This is a genomic window from Christiangramia aquimixticola (genome assembly GCF_048285835.1).
GTDB lineage: Bacteria > Bacteroidota > Bacteroidia > Flavobacteriales > Flavobacteriaceae > Christiangramia > Christiangramia aquimixticola.
Genome location: NZ_JBLVTL010000001.1, coordinates 132,789 through 152,283, shown reverse-complemented (window position 1 = coordinate 152,283; position 19,495 = coordinate 132,789). Strand labels below are relative to the sequence as shown.

At 35.0% G+C, this 19,495-nt stretch carries 16 protein-coding genes; 12 read left to right on the top strand and 4 right to left on the bottom strand.

Going from position 1 to position 19,495, the window contains the following annotated elements:
- On the bottom strand, window positions 1-576 hold a 576-nt coding region (locus ACNKXV_RS00640), incomplete at its 3' end, for an HD domain-containing protein (RefSeq protein ID WP_417905768.1).
- A 56-nt stretch (window positions 577-632) separates the two neighbouring features.
- On the opposite strand from ACNKXV_RS00640, the gene ACNKXV_RS00635 reads away from it, so the two are divergent.
- Window positions 633-4,355 (top strand): metallophosphoesterase, encoded by a 3,723-nt coding sequence (locus ACNKXV_RS00635; protein ID WP_417905767.1) that lies wholly within the window; start codon window positions 633-635, stop codon window positions 4,353-4,355.
- 69 nt (window positions 4,356-4,424) lie between these two features.
- On the opposite strand, the gene ACNKXV_RS00630 is transcribed toward ACNKXV_RS00635, so the two are convergent.
- From ACNKXV_RS00630 to ACNKXV_RS00620, 3 genes are all read right to left on the bottom strand, one after another.
- Window positions 4,425-5,303, bottom strand: coding sequence for a mechanosensitive ion channel family protein (locus tag ACNKXV_RS00630; RefSeq protein ID WP_417905766.1), 879 nt, complete (start codon window positions 5,301-5,303; stop codon window positions 4,425-4,427).
- A gap of 7 nt (window positions 5,304-5,310) precedes the next feature.
- Complete coding sequence (locus ACNKXV_RS00625; RefSeq protein ID WP_417905765.1) at window positions 5,311-5,805, bottom strand: Dps family protein; 495 nt, start codon at window positions 5,803-5,805, stop codon at window positions 5,311-5,313.
- Between the two features lie 97 nt (window positions 5,806-5,902).
- On the bottom strand, window positions 5,903-6,223 hold the full coding sequence (locus ACNKXV_RS00620) for a phosphoribosylpyrophosphate synthetase (RefSeq protein WP_417905764.1): 321 nt from the start codon (window positions 6,221-6,223) through the stop codon (window positions 5,903-5,905).
- 389 nt (window positions 6,224-6,612) lie between these two features.
- Here ACNKXV_RS00620 and ACNKXV_RS00615 point away from each other — a divergent pair, with 389 nt between their 5' ends.
- The 11 genes from ACNKXV_RS00615 to ACNKXV_RS00565 all read left to right on the top strand — a co-directional run.
- A complete protein-coding gene (locus ACNKXV_RS00615; RefSeq protein ID WP_417905763.1) occupies window positions 6,613-7,620 on the top strand; it encodes a LacI family DNA-binding transcriptional regulator in 1,008 nt (335 codons plus the stop codon).
- Between the two features lie 237 nt (window positions 7,621-7,857).
- Entirely contained in the window at window positions 7,858-8,859 is a 1,002-nt protein-coding gene (locus ACNKXV_RS00610) for an SDR family oxidoreductase (RefSeq protein WP_417905762.1), read from the top strand.
- Window positions 8,860-8,872: 13 nt separating this feature from the next.
- A complete protein-coding gene (locus ACNKXV_RS00605; RefSeq protein WP_417905761.1) occupies window positions 8,873-10,153 on the top strand; it encodes a nucleotide sugar dehydrogenase in 1,281 nt (426 codons plus the stop codon).
- 6 nt (window positions 10,154-10,159) lie between these two features.
- Entirely contained in the window at window positions 10,160-11,554 is a 1,395-nt protein-coding gene (locus ACNKXV_RS00600) for a nucleotide sugar dehydrogenase (protein WP_417905760.1), read from the top strand.
- A 54-nt stretch (window positions 11,555-11,608) separates the two neighbouring features.
- Window positions 11,609-12,451 carry a beta-keto acid cleavage family enzyme gene (locus tag ACNKXV_RS00595; RefSeq protein WP_417905759.1) on the top strand — a complete coding sequence of 281 codons (843 nt, stop codon included), beginning with the start codon at window positions 11,609-11,611 and terminating at the stop codon, window positions 12,449-12,451.
- Window positions 12,441-13,112, top strand: a complete 672-nt coding sequence (locus ACNKXV_RS00590) for an acetyltransferase (RefSeq protein ID WP_417905758.1) — start codon at window positions 12,441-12,443, stop codon at window positions 13,110-13,112. The genes ACNKXV_RS00595 and ACNKXV_RS00590 overlap by 11 nt, the downstream gene beginning before the upstream one ends.
- A gap of 69 nt (window positions 13,113-13,181) precedes the next feature.
- Window positions 13,182-14,129, top strand: a complete 948-nt coding sequence (locus tag ACNKXV_RS00585; protein WP_417905757.1) for a glycosyltransferase — start codon at window positions 13,182-13,184, stop codon at window positions 14,127-14,129.
- Window positions 14,130-14,134: 5 nt separating this feature from the next.
- The gene (rffA, locus tag ACNKXV_RS00580; RefSeq protein ID WP_417905756.1) at window positions 14,135-15,283 is read left to right on the top strand and encodes a dTDP-4-amino-4,6-dideoxygalactose transaminase; all 1,149 of its coding nucleotides are present in this window, start codon (window positions 14,135-14,137) and stop codon (window positions 15,281-15,283) included.
- Window positions 15,270-16,475 carry a hypothetical protein gene (locus ACNKXV_RS00575; protein WP_417905755.1) on the top strand — a complete coding sequence of 402 codons (1,206 nt, stop codon included), beginning with the start codon at window positions 15,270-15,272 and terminating at the stop codon, window positions 16,473-16,475. Before rffA ends, ACNKXV_RS00575 begins: the two co-directional genes overlap by 14 nt.
- A gap of 187 nt (window positions 16,476-16,662) precedes the next feature.
- Complete coding sequence (locus tag ACNKXV_RS00570) at window positions 16,663-18,453, top strand: ABC transporter ATP-binding protein (protein ID WP_417905754.1); 1,791 nt, start codon at window positions 16,663-16,665, stop codon at window positions 18,451-18,453.
- 28 nt (window positions 18,454-18,481) lie between these two features.
- Window positions 18,482-19,495 (top strand): lipopolysaccharide biosynthesis protein (locus tag ACNKXV_RS00565; RefSeq protein ID WP_417905753.1); only part of this gene is annotated, 1,014 nt, incomplete at its 3' end.

Here is a 19,495-nt window from a genome sequence, read left to right as displayed (position 1 = left end):
AATAAGCTCTAACAGATTTTCTTCCTTTTTTGGACCCCATTTTTCAATGGCGTGATTGGTATAGAATTTATGCTTTTCGGTAAAAACCACAATATTTTCCTGCAACCATTCAGAATTTGTGAAATTCTTGATGTTATGCAATTCCAGTTCCTGTCTTAAAAATTCACTGGTTTCCTCAAAATATTTCTTACCAAAATGAGAAGAATCTGCATCTCTTATTATTTTCTCACAGGGAGTGGTAGGAGTGTTGGAAAAGTTGGTTACAAGGATCAGTTTTTTTACCTTTTCAATAAGATCTTGCGTTGCATTATTTTCCTTTAAAAAACCTTCGGCTATTTCAGCGCTTTTCTCCTCATGTCCCTTGTATGCATGAATATAACCCGTGTCGTGAAGCCATGCTGCCAGGAGCAGTGCCTCTTTGTCTTTAACATTAATTTCAGAATTATCGATTAATTCTTTAGTACTTTTAACGACACGCTGGGTATGCTGGTAGTTATGATATATAAAGGTATTCGGCAGTTTTTCTTTAAATAAGTCTTCAACAAATTTTTCAGCTTTCTCAATGAGATTATTCATACATGAATTTTTAGTTGCATAGACCAAATTACGAAAAAAATTGACCACAATTTTCTATGAAAAAAGTTAAACTTTTCGCCTCATTGTTTACGATTTTAGTAGCTTTTTCCTGTACTACTCTTGATCCAAAATACAGGGATGGAGAACCACAATCCAACTTTGGTTTTCCGGAAAATAAAGAAATTGAAAAATCCTTTTATCTATTGGGAGATGGAGGGTATTCTCCACCCGGGGGTTCTTCACTTGGGCTTCTGGCATTTAAAAGTTATCTCGATTCGGTAAAACAGGTTAATAATTATACAATTTTCCTAGGAGACAATATTTATCCTGACGGAATGCCGCCAGAAGGATCCCCTGGAAGAGAAGCCGCTGAATATAGGTTGGATGCACAATTAGATGCCATTGAAAATTATAATGGTAAAGTTGTGGTTATCCCGGGTAATCATGACTGGTACAGTGAAAAGCTTGAAGGCTTAGAAAGGCAAAAGGATTATTTAAAGGAGAAATTTGACGATAACCTTATGTGGAGTCCGGAAATTGGTTGCGGACTTGCTTCAATTGAAGTTTCTGATAATATTCAGCTTATTGTTATCGATTCACAATGGTATCTTGAAGATTGGGACCGTAATCCTAAAATCAATGACGACTGTGAACAAATTAAAACCCGGGAAGCAATGTTCCTGGAACTTGAATCTGAAATTAAAAAGAATCAGAATAAAACAGTACTAATAGCGCTACATCATCCAATATACACCAATGGAGTTCATGGTGGGCAGTATACTCTGGATAGACATATTTATCCGTCACAAAAGAAGATCCCATTGCCCATATTAGGTTCCCTGGCAACGCTTATTAGAACCACCGGTGGGGTCTCAATTCAGGATGCACAGAATAACCGGTATAAATCTTTAGCCACAAGACTTTCCACGATTGTACAGGGATACGAACGTGTGGTTTTCGTCTCCGGGCATGAACATTCTTTACAATATATAGAACATGATGGTGTCAAGCAGATCGTTTCGGGATCTGGTTCAAAGGCTTCCTATGCAACCTTGAGTAATGATGGATTGTTTGCCTATCCGGGTCAGGGCTTTGCAGTGGTGGACGTATTTAAAGATGGTTCAGTTTGGGCAAGTTTTTATGGGAATGAAGGCAATAAACCTAAGCTGCTATACCAGAAAGAAATTCTGGAAACACCTGTACCATTTGAATTTGAAAAATATCCTGATAGTTTCCCATCAACTATTACGACTTCGATTTACAAAGATGAAGATGTAAATACAGGTACAGTTCACAAGACCATTTGGGGTGAGAGATATAGAAAGCTGTATGGAACAGAGGTTACTCTTAAGGTGGCCGACCTCGATACACTTTATGGAGGACTTGAAGTTGTAAGAGAAGGCGGCGGACACCAAACTGTTTCCTTAAGAGTTAAAGACAGTTTAGGCAGAGAGTACAATATTCGTCGGGTTCGTAAGGATGCTCTAAGATTTTTACAATCTGTAGCTTTTAAAAATCAGCCTATCAAAAATAAGCTGAAAAATACCGTAGCTGAAGATCTATTAACCGACTTTTATACGGCGGCTCATCCATATGGTTTTCTTACTATTCCAACTTTGAGTAAAGCGGCCGGGGTTTATCATACAAATCCAAAAGTATTTTACCTGCCAAAACAAGAAGCATTAGGGAAATATAATTCTGTTCACGGGGATGATGTATACATGATCGTAGAAAGGCCGGAGGAAGGCTGGAAAGGTTATGAATCTTTTGGCAAACCGGACCATGACATTGTAAGTACAGCAGATATGCTCGAGAGACTTCGTCGGGATGAAAAATATACCTTAGATGAGGCTGCCTACGTAAGAGCAAGAATTTTTGATATGTTGATAGGGGACTGGGACAGGCATCAGGACCAGTGGCGTTGGGCAGAAATTGAAACCAATGATGGGGAACATATTTTTAAACCAATTCCGCGGGATAGAGATCAGGTATATTCAAATTTTGATGGAGCCTTCTTTGGAACTTTAAGAGCACTAACCGGATTCGCAAATCAATTTGCAGTCTATGGTGAAGATATCAAAGATGTGGAATGGTTCAATATAGCGGCAATGGGCTTAGACAGATCTTTGTTACAGAATACGGGCAAGGAAACCTGGCTGGAGCAGGCGAGGGCTATTAAAGAGAACATATCTGATGAGGAGATTGAAAAAGCATTCGCACAATTACCTGAAGAGACTAGAGGTGAAACGACCCAAGACTTAATAAAAAACGTAAAAGGAAGAAGAAATAACCTGGTCGATATTGCTGAAAGATATTATGATCATTTAGCACATCTTGCCATTGTTACAGGAACAGATAAGGATGATTTTATTGATGTGGTAAGACTGAAGGATGGTAATACCCGTGTCACCATTACCCGAAATAAGGATGGTGAGCGATCTGAGATTTTAAGCAATAAAATTTACAAACCGGAAGAAACTCGTGAAATTTGGGTTTATGGGCTAGATGATGATGATAAGATCTTTGCGACGGGAGAAGGTGAATCACCCATATTTGTAAGGCTTATTGGAGGACAGGATCATGATGTGTATACCATCGAAAATGGAAATAATTTAAAAGTATATGATCACCAGTCGCTGCCAAACACTGTAAATAACCAGGGTAAAGCAAGAATAAGGCTAACAGATAATTATGAGATCAATACTTACGATAAAGACAAAAAGACATTCTCCTCTGGTTCAATAATTCCTGGAATAGGTTTTAACCCGGATGATGGATTTAAGGTAGGGCTTGAATACACAAAAACCAACAATAAGTTTAAACGTAATCCTTTCACTTCACAACATTCATTTTACGCTGAAGTTCATTCCTCCACAAATGGATTTTTGCTTCAGTACGAAGCTGAATTTGCCAGTATAGTAGGAAAGTATAATTTACTTGCAGGAGCTAACTTTAAAAGCCCGGAATATTCTCAGAACTTTTTCGGCTACGGGAATGAAACTATAAACAGGGATGATGACACCGGATTAAGTTATAATCGAATTGGTATTAACGAAATAGGGGTAAAATCAGGATTGGTAAATAAAACACCTTTCGGAAGCTTTTTTGGATTTACCGGAAGTTTTGAAGCTATTAAGGTTGAAGATACAAACTCCGGGTATTTCGCCGAAAACCTAACGAATACAGTTTTTGAGGATGTTTTTGAAAGAAAATATTTTGCCGGCCTTGATGCCATGTATAAATATGAAAGTTACGATGATGAACTGGTTCCTACCCGTGGGATGCTTTTTGAGCTTAATCTGGGAGCAAAACAAAATACGTCTGACCTTGAGAACCAATTTGGATATTTTAAACCCTACATTGGGTTTTATAATGCTTTGACCCGTAATAGAAAACTGGTTATTAAAACCCGGGCTCAGGCACATATAAATATTGGGAAAGAGTTTGAGTTTTACCAGGCTGCGCATCTTGGAGCAGATAGTGGTTTAAGAGGTTACAGGCAGGAACGATATGCCGGAAAAAGTGCTTTTGGAACGGGAGCCGATCTTCGATATTCTTTCAATACAATTTCCACGCGTTTTTTACCTATTCAATTGGGTGTATACGGGGGATATGATCTGGGAAGAGTATGGACTGAAGAAGGTCACAGTAATCTATGGCATGACAGTTATGGCGGAGGATTATGGATAAACAGTGCCGATGCTGTTCAGGGAAAAGTAAGTGTGTTTACCGGCAGTGAAGGCGCAAGGTTTCAGTTCGCATTAGGTATGAAGTTTTAAAATAAGATTTTGACGATAAAAAAAGCCCTGCAGGAATGCAGGGCTTTTTTAATTTATCAGGATAAATTATTAAGTGTCCCGGTTGATCGAAAGTTTATTGGTAAAATCAATCGTTCTAATAGGGAATGGAATATTAATGCCTTTAGCATCGTAAGCCTTTTTAATCTCGATGATCGCCTCATTTCTCGCTATTAACAGATGGCGGTTTTTGGTGGCATCTACCCAAAACCTAAGAACAAAATTAATGGAGCTGTCTCCAAAGGCTTCATACATAAATTCAACCTCTTCATTTCCTTTTTGAGGAAACTTATCCTTAATGGTTTCAATTGTTAGGTCTCGTACCATTTCAAGATCAGATTCATAGCCTACTCCACAGTTAACAAAAACCCTGGACCGTGCTGTACGGGTAAAATTTTTGAAGGGTTCTTCCACGATCTTGGAATTAGGAATTATCACATAATTATTATCAGATTGTTTGATTACAATATTCCTGAGATTAATTTCTGTAACACTTCCTGCAAAACCGTTTGTTTCAACCCAGTCTCCTATCTGAATTTCCGGAAGAAAGCTTAAAATAAGTCCGGAAAAGGTATTGTTAAGAGTCCCCTGCAGGGCAAGTCCAATTGCTAATCCAACCACACCAGCACCCGCAAGAACAGAAGTAAGGAGCTTATCAAGATTCAATAACCCAAGAGCAATAAAAAAACCAATGAGGATTACTATTGCCTTGATTACTTTCACCGTCATTAACCGGATGGAATCCTCTTTAATATGTTTTCTGGTAATTCTTTCAAAGATCTTACCTACATACTTGGCAATGAAAATGAAAAGAATAAAGACTAAACTGGCAAGTATAAAATTTGGCAGATTTAAAATTAAAGAATCCAGCCATCCGCCTAATTTATCCCAAATACCTTTTATTGAATCCTGAAGGTCAAACTCCTGCATATTTTAATTATTTAACTGGTTTATGTTGATCTGAAGTTTTCATTTTCCAGGCATCTAACATCCAGCTTGTCTTCTCCATTTCCCTGATATAAGCTCCTATTAAATCAATTGTCCCTTCATCTCCAGCATCATCTGCAACTTTGATTACCTTTCTCTTTTGTTTTAAAAGAAGACCATGATCTTCTAACAAAATTTCAATCATTTTACTATCTGAAATATCTGAAGGAGATTCTTTTAAGTTGGAATCCTTCAAATACTCACTCAAATTGCTGGTTGGCTGATACCGAAGAGTAAGAATACGTTCGGCTATCTCATCAACTTTTAGTTTCGCATCGTCATATAGTTCTTCAAATTTTTCATGAAGATCAAAAAAGTTTTTACCTATAACGTTCCAATGAAAATTTCTCAGTTTTTGATAATAGATATGATAATCTGCCAGTAATACATTCAATTCTTCAACAGTCTTTTTAGTTTTATCAGTATCTAAACCTAAATAGTTCATAGTTTTTATTTATTGTTATTTTAAAATTCATTCAAAAATACAATAGCTTCCCGGTTGGGAAGCCTGTATTTATATATTTAATACAATTTTAACTTGATTAATCGATAGGTCTATGGTCTTTCAAATCAAGCTTTTTCATCATCTTTTTTGAGATCTGCCCGCTTGTAACTCCATATCCATCTACCAAAACGCCTTTTATGTTATTGGAAGTGGTTATAGCGTAAAGAATTGCATTATCGTCTGGATTGCTCATTCCTTCAAAGCGTAATACTTTATCTACATCAAATTCTTCAACTCCAAAAGTTTGCTCCTTGGATTTCAGTTCAATTTTTTCATCCAGGAGATTAAAATCATGCTCATAGCCCTCTTCCAGTTTTAATTTATTTATCGCTTGCGATAATGTACCGTAATCTTTCATTGTTTTTGAATTTAGTTTTAATGTAAATTACAATGATGGTATCTCTTAAGCAAGAAGTGACAGGGGTTTAGGATAAGTTTAACGGCTATAAAATAAAGAATTAAAAACTTCTTAAACCTTATTTTTCGTAAATAAACCAAGTGGAAAAACCAGCAGAAAAAAGAAATACCAACCGGTCCATAGACCAATTATGGTTATAAGTGCCATTAAAATATAGAACCAGTAACTTTGAGGTAGCTTCATAGATTAATTTTAAAATAAAGGAGGGGTTGGACTAAGAATATAATATTCCTTTTCTTTGTAAAGCTCTGAATTAATAGTGTATTATCGAAAATAATTCCTATTTCCTATTTTCAGATTCCATTATCAATGCTAATATCCATAAAATTATGAAAAGTAAAATTACCTTAAAAGAGCTTGCAAAATTATTAAATGTTAGCGTTTCCACGGTATCTAAAGCATTGCACGAAAGCCCGGAAATTAGTCCGAAAACGGCACAAAGGGTAAAGGAACTTGCCAAACTACATAATTACAGGCCAAACCCGGTGGCAGTCAATCTAAAGAAGAGTAAAACCGGAACCCTTGGAGTGGTAATCCCGAATATTTCAAATAGTTTTTTTGCACGGGTTTTATCAGGAATGGAAGATGAAGCGCAAAAAAACGGGCAACAGGTAATCACATATATATCCAATGAATCCCTGGAAAAGGAGAAGCAAATCTGTGATATGCTAACTTCTGGTTTTGTGGATGGAGTACTGATTGCTGTTTCTGAAGAAACACAAAAGAAAAAAGATTATGATCATTTGCACGCCCTTCTGGAATATGATATTCCGGTAGTGGTTTATGACAGGATTAATCTTGGATTACCTACAGATAAAATTGGAGTTGATGATGAAAAGAGCTTTTTTGAAGCGGCCAATTATTTTATTTCTAAAGGGATCACCCGCATAGGACTTGCGTCCGGGATACACCATGTTGGAATTGGTCAGTTGCGTATCAAAGGCTATCAAAAGGCCATGGCAGAACAAAAAGAGACTTTTCTTGCAACCAGCACCAAACCAATGCAACTTAAGGATAAAATCAAAGCTTTAATTATGGATACCAAAGTAGACGCTTTACTATGTACAGATTTTGAAAGTGCGATCATGACTTCAAGAGTTGCTTATGAAGAGAATATCAAAATTCCCGAAGATTTAAAACTTATAGGCTATATGAGTAAAGATGTGGCAGGGTTTTTATCTCCGTCTTTAAGCTATATAGAACAGCATCCACAAGAACTGGGGAATATGGCGGTACAAATTTTAAATAACCGGGTAAGCGGAAAATATGAATCAGGGAAATTTGTAGAAGAAATAATAGCCACAACTCTGGTGCATTTGGAATCAAGTAGGTTATAATTTCATAAGTTTATACTTTAAAATTTTGAGAGTGGCTCATATTAAGGGAGGTTTTGATCACGTATATTCAATATGAAAAAGAATGTAACAATAATATTATCGATTTAAAATCTTTAAACATCTCGAACCTATATATTGATTCTCGAATACGTTTTTGGGAATTCTTTAAGAAGCTGAAATTAATATCTAAGAACAGATATTTTATATTTGCCACCTGCAAATGTTAAAATTATTATCTTGATTACTAAAGATCAGAAAAATATTATAGCTAATTCGAAAATTCTTGTAACCGGTGGAGCCGGTTTTATTGGTTCTAACCTTTGTGAAACGCTTATTGAATTTGGTGCAAACGTAATCTGCCTAGACAATTTTTCAACAGGATTTAGATCCAACCTCGATAAGGTTATATCAAATCCCAGTTTCACTCTAATAGAGGGAGATATTCGGGATTTGGAAGTGTGTCAAAGGGCATGTGAAAATGTAGATTTTATTCTCCATGAAGCTGCTTTAGGATCAGTTCCGCGGTCGTTAAAAGATCCAATCACCAGTAATGCCGTTAACGTTTCAGGATTTTTAAATATGTTGGTCGCTGCCCGGGATTGTGAGGTTAAGCGATTTGTCTATGCTGCGAGCTCATCTACATATGGGGATTCAGAAAATCTTCCTAAAGTAGAGGATATTATAGGTAAACCATTATCTCCCTATGCCATAACAAAATATGTGAATGAATTGTATGCAGATATTTTTAACGATGCATATGGATTGGATACCATAGGTCTGAGGTATTTCAATGTATTTGGTAGGAAGCAGGATCCTAAGGGAGCTTACGCTGCGGTTATTCCAAAATTTGTAATGCAGTTTATGAGTCACGAGAGCCCTGTTATCAATGGAGACGGGACTTATTCAAGAGATTTTACATATATTGACAATGTAATTCAAATGAATCTGTTGGCTCTAACAACCAATAATCAGAATGCTCTTAATCAGGTATATAATACTGCGGTTGGAGATAGGACAAATCTGCTTGAATTAACTCAACTGTTGAAAAAATACCTTTCAGAATTCGATCAGGAAATTGCAGATGTAGAAATTAAACATGGTCCTAATAGGCCTGGGGACATTCCTCATTCGCTTGCTTCAATAGACAAAGCGAAGAAATTGATGGGTTATGAACCCACACATCGTATCAGTGATGGTCTAAAGGAGGCGGTTACCTGGTATTGGCATAATTTAAAATAATATAATCATATAGATGGCAAATATAAAAATAGCTGTTATAGGTCTTGGGTATGTGGGCTTGCCTTTAGCAAGGCTTTTCGCCACCAAATTTCCCGTTGTTGGATTTGATATAAATGAAAGCAGAGTAAAGGAGTTAATGAGAGGGAAGGACTCCACTCTTGAGGTAGAAGATGACCTTTTAAAATCTGTTCTTAAAAATAAGAACTCTGAAGAAAAGGGATTGTATTGTTCAACATCCATAGATGATATTTCACACTGTAATTATTATGTAATTACGGTGCCTACACCGGTTGACAAGAATAACAGGCCAGATCTTACACCATTATATAAGTCCAGTGAGACGGTAGGGAAAGCATTGAAAAAAGGAGATATTGTTATTTACGAATCTACAGTATATCCTGGTGTAACTGAAGAAGAATGTGTTCCTGTTCTAGAAAGAATAAGCAGACTAAAGTTTAATGAAGATTTCTTCGTTGGCTATTCTCCTGAAAGAATTAACCCTGGAGATAAAGAGCATACAGTAGAAAAGATTCTTAAAGTTACTGCTGGTTCAACTCCGGAAATTGGTAAAAAAGTTGATCAGCTTTATGCCGAAGTTATAACAGCAGGAACTCATTTAGCTCCTACTATAAAGGTTGCTGAAGCTGCAAAGGTAATTGAGAACTCACAACGTGATATCAATATTGCATTTGTAAATGAACTTGCAAAAATATTCAACATGATGGATATTGATACGCAAGCGGTTTTAGAAGCTGCAGGGACTAAATGGAATTTCCTTCCTTTCAAACCTGGTCTGGTTGGTGGACACTGTATAGGTGTTGATCCTTATTATCTGGCGCAAAAAGCGCAGGAAATTGGATACCATCCGGAGATTATACTTGCCGGAAGAAGAATGAATGATTCAATGGGACAGTATGTCGCTTCTGAGGTAGTGAAATTAATGCTTCAGAATGATGTGAAAGTAAAAGGGGCCAAGGTTCTGGTACTTGGAATCACTTTTAAGGAAAATTGTCCGGATGTACGAAATACTAAAGTGGTAGATGTGATTAAAAATCTTAAGGAGTATGGAATGGATATCACAATATTTGATCCCCTTGCCAATCCTAAAGAGGTTGAACATGAATACAAGCTTAAAACAACCGATGCAATTCCGGAAAATAAATTTGATTCCGTAGTACTTACTGTAGCTCATAAAGAGTTTTTAGATCTCGATTTAAACAAGTTTAAAAATCCGGGAGCAGTTGTTTATGATGTTAAAGGAGTTTTAGGGGATAAATGCGATCGTAAATTATAATTTCGAATGAAGATTAAAAATATTTGTTGCATTGGAGCAGGGTATGTAGGTGGTCCTACCATGGCGGTAATAGCACAAAAATGTCCTGAAATTAAAGTGACAGTTGTTGATATAAATGAAAGCCGAATAGCCGCCTGGAATGATGAAGATGTTGATAATATTCCAATTTATGAGCCCGGACTATCTAATATTGTTAAGGAGGCCAGAGGGAGGAATTTATTCTTTTCTACAGAGGTAGATTCTGCCATTGATAAGGCAGATATGATTTTCATTTCGGTTAATACCCCAACTAAAACTTATGGAATGGGTAAGGGGATGGCGGCAGATCTTAAATTTATAGAGCTGTGTGCAAGACAAATTGCCAGAGTTTCAACTTCGGATAAAATTGTTATCGAAAAATCTACACTACCCGTACGGACTGCTGAAGCATTAAAGAATATTCTGGATAATACAGGGAACGGTGTGAATTATCAGATTCTTTCCAATCCTGAATTTCTGGCAGAAGGTACTGCTGTGGACGACTTGATGAATCCGGACCGGGTACTAATTGGTGGAGATATTGATTCTGATAAAGGGAAAGAAGCTGTAAAGGCTTTGGTAGATATATACGCCCATTGGGTGCCAAGAGAGCAGATTTTAACCACCAATGTTTGGTCATCAGAATTATCAAAACTAACCGCCAATGCTTTTCTGGCCCAAAGGGTGAGTAGTATTAATGCTATGAGCGAACTTTGTGAAAAAACCGGTGCGGATGTGAATGAAGTCGCTAAAGCAGTGGGAATGGATAGCCGAATTGGACCTAAATTCTTAAAAGCATCGGTTGGTTTTGGAGGCTCTTGTTTTCAAAAAGATATTCTCAATCTTGTTTATATAGCTAAATCTTTCGGTTTAGAAGAGGTAGCAAATTATTGGGAACAAGTGATTATAATGAACGATCATCAAAAGAAGCGTTTTGCGACCAAAATTGTAAAAACTTTATTCAATACAGTTTCAGGAAAGAAAATTGGTATTCTAGGTTGGGCATTTAAGAAAGATACTAATGATACCAGAGAGTCTGCAGCAATTTATGTGACCGATTATCTTTTAAATGAACAGGCCGAAATTGTGGTTTATGATCCAAAGGTTAAAGCTGAGCAGGTATATGCTGATCTGGATTATTTAAATACCCGAACAGAAGCTGAGAACCGTGCAAGGGTGAAAGTTGTAAATACTCCATACGAAGCTGCTTATCAAACACATGCAGTGGCTATAATGACTGAATGGGATGAATTTAAAGAGTTGGACTGGCCTCAAATCTATGAGGATATGCTAAAACCAGCATTTTTATTTGATGGCCGAAGACTATTGGAAAGAAAGACTAAGGAAAAAATAGGATTTGAATTCTATGCAATTGGTTCTTAAAAGATTTTTATTATTTTATTATCAAAATTAATCAACTAAAATAACTCTAATAATTTGCTACAAAATAAGGTAATTATAAATTTTTGCCCAACTGGTATGGTTCCCAAAAAGAAGCATACTCCATTTGTACCGGTTTCTCCTACTGAAATTATTGAACAAACTCATGAAGCATATGAAATAGGTATAACCATTGCTCATTTACATGCTCGGGAAGAAAATGAGGAGCCTTCCTGGAAGCCAGAAATTTATAACGAGATTTTTGATGGTGTTAGGAAGCACTGTCCAGACCTTATTATATGTGGAAGTACTTCTGGTAGAAAATTTCCAGAATTCGAAAAGCGATCTGCGGTAATAGAATTAATGCCAGATATGTGCTCTCTTACATTATCTTCATTAAATTTTCTGCGTCAAGCATCCTTAAATGAACCGGATATGATCGTTCAGCTCGCAGAAAAGATGAAAAATTTCGGGGTTACTCCTGAATTGGAATGCTTTGATCTTGGTATGATTAATTTCGGTAAATATCTAATTAAGAAAAAAATTGTTGAAGGTCCTTTTTACTGGAATTTATTATTTGGAAATATTTCCGGCTTTCAGGCTTCTTATAGTCAAATTGGTGCCGCTGTTAGTGAAATTCCCCAGGATCATTTCATAGGTTTAGCAGGTTTAGGAGCAGATCAGTTAAAAGTAAATGCATCGGCAATAGCAATGGGATATAATGTTAGAATAGGTTTGGAAGATAATATTTGGCTAGACAAAAATAAAACTAAACAAATTTCCAATCTGGAGCTTGTGAAACGCACTCATAGGTTAATTAAAATAAATCAAAAAACCTTCTTTAAGCCGAGAGAATTTGGTGAATTAGGTTTTTATAATCATAAACGTAATGTCGGATAAGATTCAGATTCTTGGTTTATCCGAGTATTATCCGGCAGTTATATTGGATATCTTAACGGACTTGGGTTATGAAGATTTTACCTTTTTTCCAAACCTAGAAGTTAGTTTTAGTCCTTATTTTCCGCTTAAGGACTATGCGTATCAAATAATGGGTATTGAGGGCAAACTTGATAAAAAGATGGCTATAGTTTTTGGTGTTTCTAATCCAAAAAATAAATATGCCGTTTTTAAACATTTTCAAAAGTTACATTCCTTAGCCTTAGAAAATTTGTCAACTTTTATTCATAACTCAAGTTACTTCCCTTATTCGAGTAAAATGGGGAAGGGTGTAATTATTGAACAGAATTGTACCCTAAGCTCTCAAACGTTATTAGGAGATGCTATTAGTATTAAAAGAGGAGTAACAATTGGGCATCATTGTAAAATAGGAAGTTGGGTTGATATAAACCCAGGTGTTACCATCTCTGGTAAGGTGAATATTGGTGTTGGAACCATGATAGGTTCTGGAGCTACTTTGATTGACGGAATTTCTATTGGGAACAATACTATAATTGGAGCAGGAAGCGTAGTAACTAAAGATATACCTTCCGGAGTTATTGCTTATGGTAATCCCTGTAAGGTTATTAAATATAATGATAGATGGAATCTACCCATCGAATAAAACAGAGCTTTTATTTAAAAACTCGATCCTCTTATATATTTAGTATGTTTATTATAATTAATAAATCTAATGGATTCTCAGTTTAAATATTCGGTTGTGGTACCCGTTTATAAAAGTACCCAGAGTTTACTGGTCATGACCGAGCAGTTCCATACTCTAATTAAGGAAAGTAAATTTAATTTTGAAGTCATTTTTGTAAATGATAGTCCTTTTTTTTTAGATACTAAGAACGTTTTAAAGCAAATAGAGGAACAATACTCATTCGTTAAGGTTTTGACCTTGCGAAAAAATTTGGGTCAACACCTAGCTACATTGGCTGGAATCCTTAAAAGTAATGGTGATTATGTTATCACTATGGATGATGATTTACAACATCCAGTTTCGGAAATTCCTAATCTCATCTTTAAATTAAAGGAGGATTATCAAACAGATGCGGTTTTTGGTATACCGAGCTATTCTGAAAGGAAACATTCTTTATGGAGAAATGTAGGAAGTTATGTTGTAAAAAAAATAGATCTTATATTTCTTAATAAGCCTAAAGGATTGATGCTTTCTTCTTTTAGAATAATGACAAGGGATCTTGCTGACATTTTAATTGAATCACATAATGCTATGCCATCTATATCAAGTTTGATGGTTAATGCAACAAATGAATTGAAAAATGTTAAGGTTCAACATCATTCGCGGGAATTTGGAACTACTAACTATACTCTGCCCAAACTTATAAATTTGACTTTTAATGGTATACTTTACTATTCCTCGGTACCCTTACGGATATTAGGTGTAGTAGGTTTTGCAGTTTTCATTCTATCGATAATATTTATAATTTATATAATTATTCAGAGACTATTTAATGGAATAGAGTTTCCTGGATATGCTTCTACAGTATCACTGATTTCATTTTTTGGAGGGTTAAATTTATTTGCTCTAGGGATTATCGGTGAATATTTAATTAGGGTGATAAAGGAGCAGAAAAAGTTAAACCTGGAGCATTTTATAAAAGAATCAATTAAATAAATTATATGTCGATAAAAGTTCCGTTTAATAAACCATATTTGGCTGGGAATGAGCTTCAACATATCGAGAGTGCCATAAAATCAGGTAAAATTTCTGGAAATGGGAAATTTACATTTTTGTGTCATAGATTTTTCGAGGACCGATATAATTTTAAAAAATGTTTTTTAACCTCCTCCTGTACAGACGCTTTAGAAATGGCAGCTCTTCTTTTGGAAATTAGCCCTGGAGATGAAGTAATTATGCCTGCGTTCACATTTGTAAGTACGGCTAACGCGTTCGTTCTAAGAGGTGCCAAAATAATTTTTTGTGATAGTCGCATAGATCATCCAGGAATGGATGAATCAAAACTAAAGCAATTAATTACAGAGCGTACGAAAGCGATAGTAGTTGTTCACTATGCAGGAGTGGCCTGTAATATGGATTCGATAATGAAACTTGCTAACCATTATAATTTATTTGTAGTAGAGGATGCTGCCCATTCTATTGATAGTTACTATATAAATTCCGCAGGTAAGAAGGTTGCATTAGGATCAATTGGACATTTATCTACATTTTCATTTCATGAAACTAAGAATATTATTTCTGGGGAAGGAGGGATGTTAGTGGTAAATGATGAACGTTTTAAAAAGAGAGCCGAAATAATTTGGGAAAAGGGAACTAATAGGTCCGCTTTTTTTAGAGGAGAAGTAGATAAATATAATTGGGTTGATGTTGGGAGTTCTTTTTTGCCTTCTGAGGTTACAGCAGCCTTTTTATGGGGCCAATTAGAAAACCTCGATAGAATTCAAAATAGAAGATTGGAATTATGGAATAAGTATTATAATTGTTTAAGTGAAATATCAGAATGTGGTGATTTTAAACTTCCTATTATTCCAAAATATGCGACAAATAATGCTCATATTTTTTACTTTGTTTGCTCAACACCAAAAAAGAGGAGTAAAATTATTGCAAAGCTAAAAGCTAATGGTATTCTTGCTGTATTTCATTACATAAGTTTACATACCAGTCCCTATTATAAATCCAAAGGGAACGATAATCTGGACTTGAAAAACTCTCAAATATATACTGATAGATTGTTAAGACTACCTTTGTTTTATGAATTAGAGCCGGGTATTATTGATCAAATAAGTAATTTAATTAATGAGACGGTTTAAAATTTTAAATATAGTCTGGGGATTTATATTGTCTCTATTGATCATTTTAAGCATTCTATATGCATTCATTAGTACAGATGCTCCATATTATTTATCTATTGCAAGAGATATTTCCCGAGGTTATGCACCATATAAAGATATTTTCAGTAGCTATACACCTGTGATGATGTATCTCAACTCTCTCCTTCATTTGTGGGTTGAGCAACCTTCTTATCACTTTTCTTTAGTGTTCCAGTATATCATTACAACAATTGCAGTAGTGTTTTTCTATAAAATTTGCCGAATAGAGAAGCAGGGTAAAACTATGTCTGTTTTCTTAAGTTTTTTTCTATTTATTTCCATTTTAAGTTCAGACGGCACCTACATTAATCTCGAGGTATATGTAATTATGTTTAGCTTAATAGCATTTTACTTATTACTTAAGGAGAGATTCTTATGGAGTGGAGTTTTTCTCGCCCTCGGATTTTTTTCAAAGCAATATGGAATTTTCAATTTTCTACCTTTCTTATTACTTATTGTAAGTTATCATGGTTTTAGAAAACATTTGGTAAAATTCATAATAGGAGGGTTGGCACCTTTGTTTATATTTCTAATCTATTTTGTATTTTTTGAGAGAGTTGAATTTCAAGATTTAGCTCTCCAGTTAACAGGTTCTGGTTACGATCAAGAGATGATCGAATTAGAAACCACATGGTTTAGGTTTTTGGCTGGTGCAAAAATTTTCATTCTATTAGTAGTACCATTGGTACTTATTCGTAGAAACCCTTTTCGGGACAAAATTGATTCTGTTCTAATTCTTGGGATTTTTATTAATCTTTTGCCTCTTTATATTCAAACTGTATCTCACTATTTTATACTTACATTCCCATATATATTTATATTATTAGCACGGAATATTGATTTCTCTAATAGAAGGATTTTAGTGGTGTCTAATGTTGTATTGGTAATCATAGCCGGATTGTTATTTACAAGGATATTTAAGTATAGAGAAGTTTATAATGAACAATTAGATTTGGCCGAAAAAATCCAGAATGTATACCCTGTAGGTTCTAAGGTTTTTCTTTATAAGCATTTTAGATTTCTTTATATTTTAAATGATTATCAAAACCCTGTATTAAAAGAAATAGGGTACAGATATGGCTTTAAGCCAGATCAAGATTTTGGCAGGAAATATAATGTTTTAGCAAAATGAGGTCGATTGTAAAATTGATCTAAAATAAAAATCCAAATTTACCTCTGTATTTTGTATTTTCTTTAAGATTTAAAAATTCCCCCCTATTGGAGAAGTTTTATCTTTGTCGGCTGGAAATAGGAAGAGGGAGATTCGGATTTTCTCGAGGTTTTATAAACTACTTTTCTGAAAGTTAAAGAAACTACTTTTGATAAAAAAAATCGCCTATAAATATTTTAATAGTTTGGTGTATTTCTATAAACACCTAAGGTATAAGGTGTTTATAGTGTTTGCATTAAGCATTTTAATTGGTGTTCTCGATAGCCTGGGATTGACCATGTTTTTGCCATTGCTCCAAATGGTAAACGACACTTCAGCAATTGGAGCAGAAGATCTAGGGAAGTTAAGTTTCTTACTAGAAATATATAAATCTTCCGGAATTGACTTAAGTCTTCTATCGGTTCTTTTTACTATGGCTTCCTTTTTTCTCCTGAAGGGATTGGTATATTATGTAGCCGGAACATATAGGGTAAATGTTCAGGAGGGGTTCATTGACCGCTTAAGAAGTGCAAATCTTAAAGGCCTTAACTCTCTAACATATAAATATTTTGTCATGTCTGATGTAGGGAGAATTCAAAATACCCTTACTGGTGAAGTCGATAGAGTGGCTAATGCCTTTAAATTTTATTTCAGAGCTTTACAAAATGGAATAATGATAATCATTTACATGATTTTCGCTTTCCTAATTGATGCCCAATTTGCCATATTGGTTACTATAGGCGGGATTATTGCGAATTTTGTATATAAAGGATTTTACAATAAAACTAAAGAAGCTTCACGCAAATTAACAAGAGAAGCTAACATATTCCAAAGCCTGATAATTCAAAATGTTTCAAATTACAAATATTTAAAAGCTACGGGAATGTTGGAGGCTTATCATAATAAACTTTCGAGATATATAGCAAAAATAAAAAACAGTAATCGGCGTATTGGAAAACTTGATGCTTCACTAACTGCGGGAAGGGAGCCATTATTGGTTTTAATTGTTGTGTGTATAATTTACATTCAAACAAGTCTGCTTGGATCAGGACTCGGACCCATATTAATTAGTCTTATATTTTTCTATAGAGCATTAAATTATTTACTTCAAATGCAGATGGATTGGAATCGCTTTTTAGCTGTTTCGGGATCGGTAGAAAATATAACCTCTTTCGAAAAGGAAATGAGGAACAACAAGGAGGTTGTTGGGCAAATGGAATTAGGTGGACCCGTTGAAAAACTATTACTGAAAAATATCTCATTTAGGTATGGCGATAAAGTAATATTAAAGAATATAAATCTAGATATCTCAAAATTTCAGACGGTTGGTTTTGTAGGTGAAAGTGGCAGTGGAAAGACAACATTAATGAATATTATAACTGGCCTATTACCTGTTAATGAGGGACAGTATTTGATAAACGGAATAAATAGCAATAACTTAAAACTTAAAAGTTTCCAAAGGAAGGTAGGATATATTACTCAGGATTCTATTATTTTCAACGATTCTGTTTTTAATAATGTTACGTTTTGGGCTGAAAAGTCTGAAAGGAATATTCAAAAATTCTGGGAAGTTTTAAAAAAAACTGCCCTACTGAAATTTGTTCGTTCCCTTCCAAAAAATGAGAATGAGATTCTTGGCCATAACGGGATTAATTTAAGTGGGGGGCAAAAACAACGAATTTCTATTGCGAGAGAATTATTCAAAGATGTTGAAATACTGATCCTAGACGAAGCTACTTCTTCCTTGGATTCAGAAACTGAAATGGTAGTTCATAATAGTATTGAGAGTATTAAAGGAGATTATACTGTCATACTTATTGCCCATCGCATAGCCACTTTAAAAAACGCAGATAAGGTTTATGTGGTAGACAAAGGAGAGTTAGTAGATTCTGGAAATTATCAGGAACTTATGAATAATTCAGAATATTTCAGGAAACTTGTTAGCCTACAGCAGCTATAAATATGAATAGTCCTAAGAAAATATATTTATGTCGTTAAGAAAGCAGGCAACTTCAGGTTTAGTTTGGACTTTCGCTGAACAATTCGGGAACCAAATTATTGGGTTTGGAGTTTCACTAATACTTGCTCGAATTCTTCTCCCTGCAGAATTTGGGCTAATTGGAATGATTTCTATTCTGGTTGGATTCGGAAGAGTTTTAGTCGATTCAGGAATGACTCAGTCGTTAATTCGAAACAACGATTTGGAAGCTGACGATTTTTCTACCGTATTTTATTTTAATCTGGCTGCAAGTTTTATTATTTATTTTATTGTTTTTTTTACCGCCCCCTTTGTCGCTGATTTTTATAATCAACCTATCTTAATTAAGGTGATCAGGTTATATTGCCTTACTTTCATTTTTTCAGCTTTTTCAGCGGTTCAATTGGCTAAGCTTACAAAAAGCATGAATTTTAAAACTCAGACTTTAATAAGTCTTCCTGCTTCTATTATAGGGGGTGTTGTTGGAGTTGTAATGGCTTATAATGATTTTGGAGTTTTTAGTTTAGTTTGGAGTCAAATAATTATTTCGGTAGTAAGTACTGTGCAAATTTGGGTATATTCAGGCTGGACACCTGGGTTTAACTTCAATCTAATAAAGTTTAAGGATCATTTTAACTTTGGCTATAAAATGGCCTTATCTGGAATTCTCGAGGTGCTATTTAAAAATGCCTATATATTAATTATTGGGAAATATTATAGTGCTAGCCAAGTTGGATATTATACGCGAGCGGAGACTATGAAGCAGTTACCGGTGAATAATATTAGTAATGCTTTAAAGAAGGTCACTTTTCCCCTTTTTGCTGAGATTCAGGGTGATAATATTCGGTTAAAAAGGGTTTATAAACAACTTATGCAGATGGTTATATTTGTTCTTGCTCCAATTTTAATTTTTGTAGCTGTACTTGCAGAACCTACTTTTAGACTTTTATTCACTGCTAAGTGGTTGCCGGCGGTACCTTATTTCCAAATTTTATGTATTACTGGGATTTTAAAGCCTATTCAT